Annotated in this window: 11 protein-coding genes and 2 pseudogenes; 1 reads left to right on the top strand and 12 read right to left on the bottom strand. The window is 39.3% G+C overall.

All coding sequences use genetic code 11. The annotated features are described in order from the left end of the window. Nucleotides 1–507 precede the first annotated feature (507 nt). The 12 genes and pseudogenes from M1K46_RS25995 to M1K46_RS25080 form a co-directional block, all read right to left on the bottom strand. Nucleotides 508–1,009 (bottom strand): annotated as a pseudogene (locus tag M1K46_RS25995) (transposase); the annotation flags it as partial. 101 nt (nt 1,010–1,110) lie between these two features. Beyond that, nucleotides 1,111–1,593 carry an ATP-binding protein gene (locus M1K46_RS25130; RefSeq protein WP_305586381.1) on the bottom strand — a complete coding sequence of 161 codons (483 nt, stop codon included), beginning with the start codon at nt 1,591–1,593 and terminating at the stop codon, nt 1,111–1,113. Next, nucleotides 1,590–2,762 (bottom strand): annotated as a pseudogene (gene istA / locus M1K46_RS25125) (IS21 family transposase). Before istA ends, M1K46_RS25130 begins: the two are co-directional and overlap by 4 nt. Before the next feature lie 640 nt (nt 2,763–3,402). Next, the gene (locus tag M1K46_RS25120; protein WP_256228178.1) at nt 3,403–4,158 is read right to left on the bottom strand and encodes a response regulator transcription factor; all 756 of its coding nucleotides are present in this window, start codon (nt 4,156–4,158) and stop codon (nt 3,403–3,405) included. 5 nt (nt 4,159–4,163) lie between these two features. Next, nucleotides 4,164–5,399 (bottom strand): sensor histidine kinase, encoded by a 1,236-nt coding sequence (locus tag M1K46_RS25115; protein WP_256228176.1) that lies wholly within the window; start codon nt 5,397–5,399, stop codon nt 4,164–4,166. A gap of 332 nt (nt 5,400–5,731) precedes the next feature. Next, nucleotides 5,732–6,166 (bottom strand): GlcG/HbpS family heme-binding protein, encoded by a 435-nt coding sequence (locus M1K46_RS25110; RefSeq protein ID WP_256228175.1) that lies wholly within the window; start codon nt 6,164–6,166, stop codon nt 5,732–5,734. A gap of 18 nt (nt 6,167–6,184) precedes the next feature. Further along, nucleotides 6,185–6,517 carry a glycerol dehydratase reactivase beta/small subunit family protein gene (locus tag M1K46_RS25105; RefSeq protein WP_256228174.1) on the bottom strand — a complete coding sequence of 111 codons (333 nt, stop codon included), beginning with the start codon at nt 6,515–6,517 and terminating at the stop codon, nt 6,185–6,187. Further along, nucleotides 6,514–8,352, bottom strand: coding sequence for a diol dehydratase reactivase subunit alpha (locus tag M1K46_RS25100; RefSeq protein WP_256228173.1), 1,839 nt, complete (start codon nt 8,350–8,352; stop codon nt 6,514–6,516). Before M1K46_RS25100 ends, M1K46_RS25105 begins: the two co-directional genes overlap by 4 nt. A gap of 3 nt (nt 8,353–8,355) precedes the next feature. Beyond that, nucleotides 8,356–8,802, bottom strand: coding sequence for a diol dehydratase small subunit (locus M1K46_RS25095; protein ID WP_256228171.1), 447 nt, complete (start codon nt 8,800–8,802; stop codon nt 8,356–8,358). Beyond that, entirely contained in the window at nt 8,799–9,389 is a 591-nt protein-coding gene (locus M1K46_RS25090; RefSeq protein WP_256228170.1) for a propanediol/glycerol family dehydratase medium subunit, read from the bottom strand. The genes M1K46_RS25095 and M1K46_RS25090 overlap by 4 nt, the downstream gene beginning before the upstream one ends. A gap of 14 nt (nt 9,390–9,403) precedes the next feature. After that, the gene (locus M1K46_RS25085) at nt 9,404–11,071 is read right to left on the bottom strand and encodes a propanediol/glycerol family dehydratase large subunit (RefSeq protein WP_256228169.1); all 1,668 of its coding nucleotides are present in this window, start codon (nt 11,069–11,071) and stop codon (nt 9,404–9,406) included. A gap of 881 nt (nt 11,072–11,952) precedes the next feature. Beyond that, complete coding sequence (locus M1K46_RS25080) at nt 11,953–12,078, bottom strand: hypothetical protein (protein ID WP_256228168.1); 126 nt, start codon at nt 12,076–12,078, stop codon at nt 11,953–11,955. A 730-nt stretch (nt 12,079–12,808) separates the two neighbouring features. Here M1K46_RS25080 and M1K46_RS25075 point away from each other — a divergent pair. Continuing rightward, a complete protein-coding gene (locus M1K46_RS25075; RefSeq protein WP_256228166.1) occupies nt 12,809–13,147 on the top strand; it encodes an STAS domain-containing protein in 339 nt (112 codons plus the stop codon). The last annotated feature ends 189 nt before the right edge of the window (nt 13,148–13,336 follow it).

Below are 13,336 nucleotides of genomic sequence, written 5' to 3'. Positions count from 1 at the left end.
AAGACCTAAAACAGACGCCCACATCAATCCATTATTGTTTCTCCGTCTGCCAAACATATTTAAAAGAGGTTGTCTTCTTCCCATATTAAAAAGCGCTGTTATCCAGTTATTCAAATTTAGCACTTCCCTTTTTAAAATTTAGAAAGCAAAATTTTTCACTTTCTGAACTTTATTTTGTACTTTTAAGGTTTCATTATGCTGGCATTATCTGTTTATAATAATCTGAAGGGCTTTTTTTCCAAATTCATATTACTGAATACAGCCATGGAAAAGGGACACCTCTGCCATAATTCAGGGACATTTCGGACATGAAATAGGGACAGCTGTGCCAAGTAGAGGGGCACCTCCTGTATAATCAATATGCGCAATATTGCGTAAATTGATTATACAGGAGGTTTTTTTGTTGATTGAGGGTTTTGCAAAATAAGTCTTTTAAAGGTCTAACTTAAAAGAAATAGCCCCCACTCACTAAAAATTTTGATTTTCGATCGCCTTTTTCTCGTATGTTCATCGCAATATCTTGAAAAAGAGCATACTTGCAGAATTTAAGTTTTTCAGCTTTTTAAGCAGCCGTCTCAACGTCTTTTGAACGATGCATCCTAAAGCTGAGGCTAATAAAACAATGGCATTGAGAAGTACGTGTGTTTTGACTTTTTCTCTGCCTCGAACATGCAGGTTGTTCGCTATCATATTTGTTTTTTAAGCGTAAGAAGCAACGTTCAACACTGGTTCGTTCCTTAAAAAGTTCATTCCATTCGGCTGAATCTCGATGGGGAATAGAAAACTTTTGGACATTGTCCTTTACATTGATTTTACAAACCATGCCATAGTTTGAATCCGAACACCAAGCCGTTCCGTGTGGACAATCTACTTTTACGACGACATGGGGGCAACGGAATTTCAAATAGTTCTTTTCTGATCCCCAATACGTCATGTCATACCCCATGGAACACCGTGGTGTCCCATTTGATGAGTAACCGGCTGGCGGTTCTTTCTCATTTCGTAAGTTCGGAACACATTTCACCCTTTTTTCTCTTTTCAAAATTTGCATAATATGCCGTAATATCAGCAGATTACTTTTTTGGTTAATAGGATTATTTTCTATCTATTCTAAAAAAATAGAAGCCCTCTTGTAAAAAAGGGGCCGGGCCCCTCAGAATCGGCTTTTCTCAGTTGGATAATTAGATCGTGAGCAGATACAAAATAGGTTTTATACCCTTGAGAAATGGCCTGAAGGCCAATGGACACAGCTAAGTGTGTTTTTCCGATGCCAGGCGGTCCCAGAAAGATAGGATTCTCATGTTCTCTCAGGAAAGAAAGATTCATCAGCTCCCGAATCCTTCGCTCATCAATCGTGGGCTGGATAGAAAAGTTAAACTCATCGATTGTTTTTCTAAACGGCAGCCTCGACAGTTTAAGAAGGGTGGTGGTTGATCTAACTTGTTTTTCAACGACTTCCGCCTCTAATAGACTGAAAAGAAACGAGGAATATGTTACATTATCTTTAGCTGCTTGATCCGCTAACGCTGACCACTGATTAGCAATAACGGACAAGTTTAGCTTTTGGCAGTACTCGGTAATCTGCTCTTTCATGATTCACCTCTTACGATATCATAGGCAGATAAAGGACGGGTATTGACCTCTACCGTGGGAACAGAATGCGGGGCGGCAACCACGGCAGTCTGTTTCTTTTTATTTTTTCAGCCAGAGAGATCACGGTGGTATGCTGGTTCAGACCCTGAATCTCCGTTCCCTGATGGAACAGACGGATTTTACCTGTCAATGTCCTTGCCTGCATATTCCTTTGCCAGGAGCCATCTCTGACCTTTGTACGAGAAGGTGCCGTCAAAGTGTGTCTTTCTGTATGTACGGTAGCTTGTGTCGTAATCTAAGACAGGTATAGAATGCAGCTTTTCCTCTGACCATTTCACTTGGGGTGACTCTCCTGTTGTTTCATTCTTCTTTCTGTTTCCTATCCTGTCCAGCCACCGGACACCTGATGGTTAATATCCTCAATGGAATCATAAACCGTTCCGACATAAAAGTGGTTAGTGATATACTGTACAGCCCGTTCGACTTTTCCTTTTGTCTGAGCCCGGTAGGGCTTACACGCTTTTGGAATGAAATCATAGTAGGAGGCAAATTCCGAAAACCTCTGGTTCCACTTCACCACTCCTTGTTCACGGCCATCGGTTACCGTCCGCATATTATCAAACAGTACAGTTCTTGGAACGCCCCCGAAGTGCTTAAAACTATGGATTAAACACTGAAGGACTTGCTCCTGATCTTGGGATAGAGTAAACTCCACATACATCCTTGAGTGGCTTAGTATGGCCACAAACATGGATACCTTCACTTTTTCTCTGCTTAAAATCACGGTTCCGATTTCTTTCCAGTCCACCTGCATATCTGCTCTCCTGGCAAAGTTTCATACCTGATTGTGTATTTCTTTCTGGTACTCGAAAGGGCTTCAGGTAATCTTTTAGGATTGTTTTTCCTCCTTGATAGCCAAGTTGGCGAAATTCATCAAGCAAACGCTCTCCATTAAAAACATGATCTTCCATCATACGCCTATGTAAGTACTCTTTATAAGAGTCGAGCTTGCTTTTTTTCTTTCGTTTCTGCTTCGAAGGAGCAGTTGTCGAGTGGATGTGTTTTCTAATGGTTTTCCGGTCCATCTGCAGCTCCCTCGAGATGTCTGAAATGCTCATTCCTTTGTTGTACATATCTTTAATCATAAAAAAGTCCCCTTTACTAATCATGAACCATAGCTCCTCTCAAACCTATGGTTCTATTTTAGATGGGGAATTTTATTCCGGCTATATTGGGGATTTTAACATCGGCTTTAACAAGCTACACCATTTCTGTTAAAACTCTAAGAGGCACATGAACAAAAAAACTATAACTCCCTACTATAGTCAAACCAATTCGGAAAATTTGAAGTCAAGTGTCGTTTTAGTCGAGACCCATAAGGCTTTAAGGCTATGAAGAAGCTTATGTATGTGCTTACATTTACATAAACGTATTTGAAAAAATATTGACAGTATTAATTTCATTTTCCTTATATACTAGTTTCCTATTTATTTCCCTCTTTATTCCCCTCAGTGTTGGATCAAACTTTATAACGAAACAGTTTTATATTGGCTTTTTATACTCTAAAGGTTATATGCAGTATGCAGTGAGCTAGACTTATCGGAAAGTTTTTAAACATCTCCAAAAATAAAGATAAACGCATCATTGGTTGGATCATTTATCTTTCACACCATTTTTTATCATTTACATACTACTCCCTGGGACTAGCTGAGATTTAACAGCAAAAAAATTATATGAGGAACCCACTTTTCATTTAATTACAAACTTTATATCGTTCATGAACATATTTCTTTTATCTACTCGTCAACTCTACATTACAAAATTATTGAATGAGTTGATTCTTTTTTTTCTCCCGATAAGAGATTGCTGCTGATATTGCGTTGGTGTAACCCCTTCGTATTTTTTGAACACCCTAAAGTAATTTGGATCTGAAAAACCACATTTCTCGCTTATTTCCATTACGTTTTCACTGCTGTAGATAAAACATTTTTTCGCTTTTTCAAGCCGACAGACTGTAATATATTGAGTGATCGTGCAACCCGTCTCTTGTTTAAAAAGTCTGCTAAGATATTGTCCACAAAGATGGACTAAACTAGATAAAGTATCTAAATTTAATTCTAAGTGAAGGTTGTTTTCTATGTATTCCATGACCGTTAAAATATCGTCATGGTCACAGGCTGCCTCTAAAGAGGCTGAAACCGACCGTTTTACTACAGGTATATATTTGACCAAGGCTTGCCTGATCTCACTCGGGTGAGCAGGTTTTAATAAATAATCATGTGTTCCCGATTTCATTGTTTTATGGGCAAAGTCCCTTTCATCGTACGCCGTAAGGAAGATAATGCGGCAATCAGGAACATCCTTTTGGATCATTTTTGCGGCTTCTAAGCCATCCATAATAGGCATTTTAATATCCATAAGAACAACATCCATTCGATTTTGCTTAGCCAGTTCTAAAGCGTCCACCCCGTTTGTGGCTTCAAATAATTGGCTAATGCCGAGGTTTACTCTTTTAATCATCATTGTTAGCACTTCTCGTTCTAATGGTTCATCATCCACAATCATTACCTTCAAGACAAAACACCTCCTGATTTTGGAATGACCATCCGCACCGTTGTGCCAATTCCGGGTTGGCTTTTGATAGCAGTAATACCGTACTCTTCCCCAAAATAATGCTGAATTCGCTTCTGGACATTATTCATCCCAATTCCTGTAGTATGACTACTCTTTTTCACACTTGAATGTGAAAAAATGGAGGATATCGCTTCCTTCGTCATCCCCACCCCGGTATCAGATATTTCTAACACTACATTGTCATTTTTTAAAAATATATGAATTTTAATAACAACTGTACTATTTTGCGGTTCAAATCCATGAATGATAGCGTTTTCAATTATAGGTTGTATAGAAAGAATAGGCATTTTTAATGCCTTGGCATCAACTTCTACTATTTCTTCGTATTTAATTCGGTTACGGAAGCGGGATTGCTGAATATTTATGTAATTTTTCATGTAATCCAGTTCTTCTCTTAACGTAACAAGCTGATCTATATTGCGTAGACTGTACCTCATGATTTTAGCCAATGAATATGTTACATTTTGTGTTTGTTCTGCGTTTTCTAAATAAGCAAGTCGGGAAATAGTATTTAATGTGTTAAATAAAAAATGTGGATTAATCTGGGATTGCAATACCTTTAACTGTGCTTCCTGAAGAAGGTTTTCCAGAGTGGAACGAGTTTCCATCTCTTCCATCAGCTTTTGGTTCTTCTCATTTAACTCTTCTTGTGCAAGGTAATTAGCACCCGTTTTGATGATATAATTAGCTACGAGCTGAAGCATTTCAGTTGCTGCTTCAATCCGCTTGTCACTTGTGAATTCAATCTTCTCAAAATAAAGCCGTAGGAGTTCTTGATCAATTGGTAAATGTTTTGTTTTCTCCCGAATCTCGTCCACATGGTTTTCATCACTATTTTCTACCAACACCTGGCCGCATAAAATAGATCCAAGATACTTGCCATTAAGAATAATAGGCGCAGCTACATCAACTAGACCAGAATGGCAATAATGCACGATCGGCTTTGCTTGTTCTGCTGCCATCAGCCCCACCTTTCGATCAGACAATACACAGCATTGCAATCCTTCTTCGGAGGAGCGCATTTGGCTACAAAAGCTTGTGAAATTAGTTGGCTTGGTGACAGGTATCCCATGCTGATCCGCAATAATGACTCCCAAACCCGTAGCATCTGAAAAGCGCGTCTGGATTTCCTGAAGAATCTCCACGTTCACAACATTACGTAATGTCAACATAGTCAACGTTAACCTCCATGTCCCTTTACTTTATATTTAGAAAATTCTTAATTGCTAGTCACTTATATTTCTTTATTATAGCTTATTAATTTTTCGTTAAAAAGTATAAAGGTCCAGCTTCTATTAAATAAAAGAGTTCGTAAAATAAAAAGGTATGAAAACATATTTTATGACAACAAGGTCACTTTCATTAAGACAAATGATAATCTTGGAAGCTAGAAAACTGATTGAAAGGCTGGTTCCTACAAAATACTGCTTCTACTCTACTGTGCACAAAAGCTCAGTTGGTTCAATTACAAACAGTGGAGGAAGACCCTCCACTGTTTGTAGTTTTATTCAGGGAAACTCCCAATCAATTTTGAATCATTCAGTGCATCAACTGCGACCTGCGCTACGCGTACATCTTCTTCAACCGAGCCACCACTTACACCTACAGCTCCGATAATTTGACCATTTTTATACAATGGAAGACCCCCACCGAATACAACAACCCGTCCGTTATTTGTGGTATTAATACCATAAAGATCTTTTCCGTTTGCAGCTACCTGTGCCAAATTCGCTGTCGACATTTTCATGGCTACTGAAGTCCATGCTTTGTTTTGCGCAAGCTCTACGCTTACCAATAAAGCATCATCCATTCGGTGACAAGCTATGAAATTACCACCTTCGTCAACAATACTAATGACCATAGGAACTCCAATTTTATTTGCTTCCTTTTCACCACTGTGAATCAGTTTTTTCGCTAATTCTAAATTTATATTACTCATTTTCCCCATCCTCTCTTATTAAAAAGATAACGGTAGACCTTTAACTAAGCGGGCTGCATTCTTACCTAATTGGCGAGCATTTTGAAGGTTATCTTGTAAATACGGTTCTGCTTGCTTTAACTTTTGGTGATGCACACATAAATCTCCATTTTTATCAACGCCTATCCCAACTTGCAATGGAGATATAGATGCTGCTTCACTCCCTAGCTGAATAACATTTTTCACATTGTTCCGCTTTTGAAGTAAGAATGCCACCCCTTCTTCTTCCAAACCGGCACAAACTTCCTGAATCTGATCAGGGGCAACAGCGTTGTTACATAAAATAGCAATGTAAATTTCACCTTTGTTCATTTTAATACCTCATGTCTAGCAGAGGATAAAACCAATCCAGTAGCCACTGCATTTCGCGGACCTTCTGTGCCGCGGATATTGCCAAAACCTGCTACAATACCGTACTTACCTAATTCCGCTGTCAACATTTGTGGGATTTCAAAGTCAAGTGCCGATCCCCCCACCAGAACGACAAAAGAAAGGTGTTTTAAATTGCCTGTCGGGATTACCCGCTTAAGGGCGCGTAGCGCATTAGTTACAAACACTTTCCGTTTTGCACTTCTGCGGATTTCTCTAATTTTCTCCATAGATGCTTTGGTGAATAAGGGGGTAAGGTCTTCTTCTTCCCGGATTACCACTTTTCCGAAAGCATACGGAGGAAAAGGGGTTTCAGAGAATAACATCGTTCCATCTTCTAGCTGCATATGGAATAAACTTAACACTTTCCCTAAAGGGTGCTTTTTAATTTTTTCAGCCAGTTCCTTGTCCCCTAAAGCGAGTTCAGAATTTATGAGCATCGTGACCATGTCTCCTGCCCCAGCCAGGTGACTTGATTTAATTTTACCCGCTTCATTCATCAAGGCAGCATCAGTTGAGCCCCCACCCATATCAAGAATAACAATCGGTTTTCTCGTACCGGGAGTCGTTAAAGCCCCGCCAATAGCCATTTCTGCTTCAACACCTCCAACTTCAACTTCGACGCCAACCTCTTTTTCCAGCAAAGAAGCGACTCTTTGGACAGGAACTTTATCCGTTTTCACCATTGAGGCTAAAGCGACACCGCTTTCCATCGAAAGCTCACCCGCCATTGAGCCGTTAATAGAGTTCGGGATTACTGCATCAACGGCGAGAAAGTCAGAGATTGTAATTTCATTTGGTAATTGTCCAGTGAGTTCAGCTAAATCATGGCGGAGACCGTTAAACATCCCTCCGACATTGGTACCTGTTTCTCCATACACATCTAATAATGCTTCTAGCTTTCCATACGTGTTCATAATTGCTTCTGCCCCATCATTAATGGACACTTCTAGCTTTTGATTATTCGATCCTATTAAAATGACTCGCCCCGCTTCAATTTTTCGCTCGACCACTTCCCCTTGTGGTGTCCGGATTACGACGGCGGATCGGTTGCCGACTAATGCTTTGGCAACTAACGCAATTTGTATCGTCTGGTCAGGATCTAACTGAAAGACAGTAGAAAGGCCATATGGATTGCTTAACGTTCGAATCACGTGACCTGGTAAGGCGACTTCTACGGCTGCTAATTTCAAAAGAGGAACTTTTTCAATCAAAGCGACCTCATCCACGATGGGAATTTTTTTATGGAGCCGATTGTGTATTAATACTCCATCATCTTTTTGAATAACAGCACCGGTAATAGAGATTCCTTTACTTTCTGCCTGATTCAAGCGGTGAGCCACCCATTCATAATCAAAGAGTCTAGGTATAACAGCAATATAATCTTGATCTTTTTTTTCTACGTCCAATAATTGATCAATCAAGACCGTAATTCCCACACCTAAGCCAGCTCCACCTGGAGTATCAGGATTATGGCCGATCATGGAAGATTCTGTGATAATCGTTTCACTAATAAGATCCATGGCCAAATCACCAATAACCGGCACAGCATCATTCAATCGGATCAAATCGATGTTCCTTAACTCCATGTTCGCTTTTTTGACGGCTTCCTGCAAAGCAAGGCGTATGCCTTTTACGTTATCAGCCGTTCCTTTTATACCCGTTGTTTTGACTAAATGCTGCGAAAGAAATTCAGTCTGCTCTCCCTCTACTCTCGCGATTGCCACTTCCGTTGATGAATTGCCAATGTCTACACCCGCTAAAATCCTTTTTACCACTCTTTAATCCTCACTCTTCTTTAATCTTCCGCGTCTTTCATACACATCTGCAGCTTGACGGATTAATTTAGCGTTTTCTGCCGCTCCATACTCCTCTTCTAGTTCATTGGCAATCGCTAAAAGCTCTTCTTTAGTCGAACGGTTAGGGCGCATAGCATTATAAATTTCTAATATTCGAACATCTGATATATTGATCATTTCAGCTGCTCGGCGGAAGTTTTTCGACAGTTGAATTCTTCCTAAGCTTTCACTAATATTCGCATGCATTTCCAGCGTTTCTGGGCTGATACGTAAATCTGCTGCTGTTATCTCTCCTTTTAAAGCCGCATCCAATGTTAAATCATTATAGGCTTTTTTTGTAGGAGTCAACAATAACTCAGGTCTTTTTAAACCAAGCGGATAGTCGTTCTTTGTTAAATTCTGCTTTTTTTCTTGCATTAGATTTTTCATTTTTCTCCCCCCTCTTTTATTAAAAATTGTGCATTTAATTCAACAGGCTTTTGATCTGGAACAAGCGACTGGCACTCTTTTAAATAAAGGAGGGCTGCTGCCGCCTGGTATTTAGGACGTGTCATTTCATCATTTAAAACCGGTACAGGATTCGGACTTTCCCCTAATGCATAAATGGCCGCATTTCGTCCAATCGCCCGGTACATGTCTAACGTAATTAATGGGGATTGAGGGAATAATTCAAGATTGGTTAGCGGATCCAAATCTCGTTGGTGGATTACTGCCGTTCCCCGCGACTGCAAGCCTACACTGATGCCTGAACCACTCATTTGGGCTGCTCCGTGCGCCATAAAAGCCAAATCCGCCGTTCGCAAGCTGCGAATGACCCGCGGAACGGCTCCTTGCTCTTCAATCCCAGAAAGGATTTCACGCAGGACTGATGCGTGATCAACTTTCACAATGGTTTTATTCATTTCTTTTCCATAAGCAGGTGCTAACGCTACGATAACTTCTCTCGGATTTGTTCCTTTGGTTGCCGGACCGATTTCCGTTAATTTCATATCAATTGAAAATATTTCTGTAGTCATGTTATATTCCTCCCTTAATCAAAATCTTGCGGACTAATGGCTTGACGAATGTTTTTTATTTCTTCCCACCTTTCAGGGCTGAGACGATAGCCCGTTCCAGGACCCTTGTAATCGTTTTCATCATTTACCGCACTGATAACCACATTATCTTTATTAATAATGGCAGATGTATGCAAATAGTCGCCAGCTACCCTTTGTTTCAACATATTGAAAATTCGTTCAGCCGTTTGTCGATAACCGCGCTTAGCTAAGATGAGAGCTACATCAAATCCCGATATGCCATCTCGTAAAATTCGCTCTGCTGCCTTTAAATCTTCAACAACGTTTCGCGGTGGCATATCTTCACTACTGTTGGCATAAGTGGCCGCTTCGATTTCCTCATCTGTAATTGCAGGGAATCCTAGCTCTTCAAAAATAGCCTGTAACGCTTTAGCGGCCTGATAACGGGTTTTGATAAGGCTTTCTTCATCGACCGGTTTTAATCCGCCATCCACCATCATATCTCGTTGAATAATTAAGTAATCGTCCAAATCACTAGAATCCATATTAGAGCCCGCAAACATATCCTCGTTGTTTGGTACCGCAGAGAATCCGGCAAAAATAAAATCTGTACCAGGCAGCATCTGACAGAGCATTTTGGCGCTGCGTCGGATTTCCGAATGAGAAAAAGTTTGGTCATTTCCTGAAGCTACTTCCATATCAAACAAGGTAGTCGCTAAGTTTTCTGCTAAGACGGCGCGGATTCCGCTCGGTACCGAGGCTGGTATGCCAATACAACTGATGGAACCGTTTTGCAGCCCTTGAACACCAGCTCCTTTTGCCATCATGACACAGCGAATTTCTAAATAAAGCATAGATTTCCCTTCTGCTCCGGCCATTTGCACCTCGGAACCGGTACCTGAAGTAAAGCGCATTTTAGCACCGCGTGAAGCATAGGCAGAAGCTAAAAATGATTTTGACCAAGGTGTGTCGTCCCCGTCCATAAAAACAGATTCCGTACCATAAATAGAAACAGTTTCCGCATAGGAGGTCATTCCCAGCATTGCTAAACGCAGTTCAGTCGCTTCTTCTAAAGAATCTTGAGTTAAGATTCCATTCCTTGCTGTTTGGGAACCTACGAGTAAAGCTAATGCATTAAAAGGAGCATAACGGGCAACTCCAACTGTTGTTTCTTGTTCATCAAATCCATACATTCCCGCTTCTGCAGCATCCGCAGCCATTAATACAGGATTATCGCGTACATTTGTGACATGACATTGGTTGGATGGTGTTTTTCGTGCTCTCATCTTTTGTAAAGCCATCATCATTTCGACCACATTCATATGATTGAGGACCTCTAGCACTTTTGCAGGTGTGAGTCCTCTTGACAGCTGTACTATTTCTGATCGAGACACATTAATATCCACGAGCTTCTTTGCAATCTCTAAACTTTCAAGAGCCATAACTTGTTCAGTTACACTTGCATCGATCGTATAATCTGCAATAAACTGATCTAACATATCAAAGTCTTCTCGTTGTTTACCATCTAACTCTACTATTTGGCCATTTTCTATTCTAATAGAAGGCATTGGGTCATTACGGCTCGACATAGCGACGAATCCCATTTCAGGCCATTCTTTTACAAATCCATCTTTGTTGACCGGTCTTTCTTCTAAGATCTCAAATCGTTTTGAACGTAACATCGGATAATCCCTCTTTCCTTAGTTATCTGGACTAACATTAATACCGGTTTTAACCCTTACATCTAAAACACCTTTTAAAAGGGCCCTCTATAAAGCACATACAAATTTTTAAATACACTCAATGGGAAGTCCACTGTTGCAATAGTGAGCAAAGATACTACATACGTAATACTTTAATGATCTTCTTTAGACTATTTTCCTCCTTATTTTTATTTTCTGTTATATTTATTATAATTTTCTGAAATCCATATGTCCCTAGACACAATGTACAACACTAGCATTTTTTATACTTTTTAAATGATTAAACTTTTTAGTGAACCATCCTAAAAAATTTGATTTGTTGTATATCTCTTTAAACACATCATTCTATTTGTCTGACTCTTAATAAAAAAAAGACGAGATTGGAATGCATTCATCCTAGACTCGCCTCATTCTATATTTAAATAAAATTATTCATTATGTGAGATTTAGACAACTTAGTCCATGTTCACCCAAACACTCTTTACTTCTGTATTGTTTCCTAATGCGTAGCTTTCCATTGCCCGACCGATACCGTCATCCGGTTAAGCAGACTTTTTAATCTATTTAACCGATAAGTAATTTTTCTCTTTGTACCTATTACACTTTTTTCTCCAGCTTCGTGTACATCCATATAGATAACCCAACATCACATTTGGAGAATCATTTCTCCATATTTTTGATAACCAATAGGGTATCAAGAACCTATCGCAAGACCCAAAGAAGGCCACCGAGAGGCTGATATTTTATCTCTGAGAAGTCAGCCAGGGCTTCCTTTAATTTGTTGAATGTACCGCTGTCGAGTTTACCTATTGATTCTATATAAGAGGAAAGTGATTTATTTTGTATCAGCTTTTGAGTTTTTAGCCAATCTCTTCGACTTCATTAACATCTTCATGCTTAACGTCAACCCGATCTTTCATCGTATCTGCTTCTAAGCGATCAGATAATTTGTTTGAGGATAGGAACAAATTGCGCGGAATGGACATCGTTACATCTTCATCAGTGCCTTCAATTTTGTAAAATCACTAGTGGTGCAGATCTAGGAACACATCCACACGACCAAATATTGAATTCGGTAGTTGCCCGCTTTTTTGTACGGTATTTTAGGATTAGACCAAGATCGTCAAAACTAGTACTTTTACGACAAATTAACCCAGTACCTATAAATAAATTATTATGAAATAATAAAATCATCCCAAGTACAGAAGCATTTAAGATCTCCTTAAGGAAAAGGTGAAAATGATTTGTTCGTGCTTGAGGTACTGGCTAGCTTTGCAAAACTTGTCAGAGCAGTTTATTTATATTAAGAACGGGTTTGTGAAACATACCCAACTTTATAAAATAGTCTCGTTCTTCTTAACAATTCGAGGGTATTTTTGTACTAATTGTGATTTGAAGAACACCATTGATCCCCTTCTTTCTTTTTTGATTCCAAGTTTCTTTTCACTTTCATAACTAACAAGTCCGTCCACTTTGTTGAACTTTAGGAGGATCATCCTGTTAACCATTAAATGGGGGATTAGAATAGTATGTATTTTTTATATTCTGTTTTATCGATCATGGGGAATTGCTGATGTGAATGTCTATAAAAAAGATTAAAGTCATTAAGTTATAACAAAAGCCAATTCGTCGTCCCTACATATAACTTACGCTAATACACTTTATAAAGTTAAGGATGAATTTTCTGGCCAATTCTACTCTTGGGAGGAAAAACGGATGAATCTTAAAATTAAACATGAACAATTAAACGATGCACATTATTTAGTATTGTATGGAGAAATTGATGTCTATACTGCACCAAAGTTAAAAGAAGTACTTATACCACTATCAGAAGAAAAAAGGAAAGACATTATTATCGATCTTCAACAAATTGACTTCATGGACAACACGGGGTTGGGTATTTTCATTAAAGTTCTTAAGTCCTTGAAAAAGAACGACAGTACGCTAAAGCTAAGAGGGTTGACGGATCGTGTCCACCGATTATTTGACGTATCCGGTCTTACAGAAGTGATGGACATAGGGAAGAAAACGGAATTCTTCCCCCAAAAGGTATAATTTATTATCCCATTCTACCTTATAAACGTCCTTCTTTATATTACATAGAATATACGACAGCAAAACGCGTAGGGTATACTAAGACGATTCGGTCTTTTCGGAAAGACGATATACTCTCTTGATTCAAACATAAAATTATGGAGGGATACGTTTGATCCGTTCGCATCCTCTTTAATTTTTTCCTTTTGT

The sequence above is a fragment of the Fictibacillus sp. WQ 8-8 genome (assembly GCF_024494405.1).
Lineage (GTDB): Bacteria > Bacillota > Bacilli > Bacillales > Fictibacillaceae > Fictibacillus_C > Fictibacillus_C marinisediminis.
The sequence above is the reverse complement of the archived record's forward strand: the minus strand, read 5'-3'. Positions and strand labels throughout refer to the sequence as shown.

What these genes read in the sequence shown, in the direction of transcription:
- M1K46_RS25115 (WP_256228176.1), bottom strand. Translation starts at nt 5,399, where the DNA reads ATGTTGACATTACGTAATGTTGTGAACGTGGAGATTCTTCAGGAAATC.
- M1K46_RS25130 (WP_305586381.1), bottom strand. Translation starts at nt 1,593, where the DNA reads ATGAAAGAGCAGATTACCGAGTACTGCCAAAAGCTAAACTTGTCCGTT.
- M1K46_RS25075 (WP_256228166.1), top strand. Translation starts at nt 12,809, where the DNA reads ATGAATCTTAAAATTAAACATGAACAATTAAACGATGCACATTATTTA.
- M1K46_RS25110 (WP_256228175.1), bottom strand. Translation starts at nt 6,166, where the DNA reads ATGAGTAATATAAATTTAGAATTAGCGAAAAAACTGATTCACAGTGGT.
- M1K46_RS25120 (WP_256228178.1), bottom strand. Translation starts at nt 4,158, where the DNA reads ATGATTGTGGATGATGAACCATTAGAACGAGAAGTGCTAACAATGATG.
- M1K46_RS25085 (WP_256228169.1), bottom strand. Translation starts at nt 11,071, where the DNA reads ATGTTACGTTCAAAACGATTTGAGATCTTAGAAGAAAGACCGGTCAAC.
- M1K46_RS25105 (WP_256228174.1), bottom strand. Translation starts at nt 6,517, where the DNA reads ATGAACAAAGGTGAAATTTACATTGCTATTTTATGTAACAACGCTGTT.
- M1K46_RS25095 (WP_256228171.1), bottom strand. Translation starts at nt 8,802, where the DNA reads ATGAAAAATCTAATGCAAGAAAAAAAGCAGAATTTAACAAAGAACGAC.
- M1K46_RS25090 (WP_256228170.1), bottom strand. Translation starts at nt 9,389, where the DNA reads ATGACTACAGAAATATTTTCAATTGATATGAAATTAACGGAAATCGGT.
- M1K46_RS25080 (WP_256228168.1), bottom strand. Translation starts at nt 12,078, where the DNA reads ATGTCCATTCCGCGCAATTTGTTCCTATCCTCAAACAAATTATCTGAT.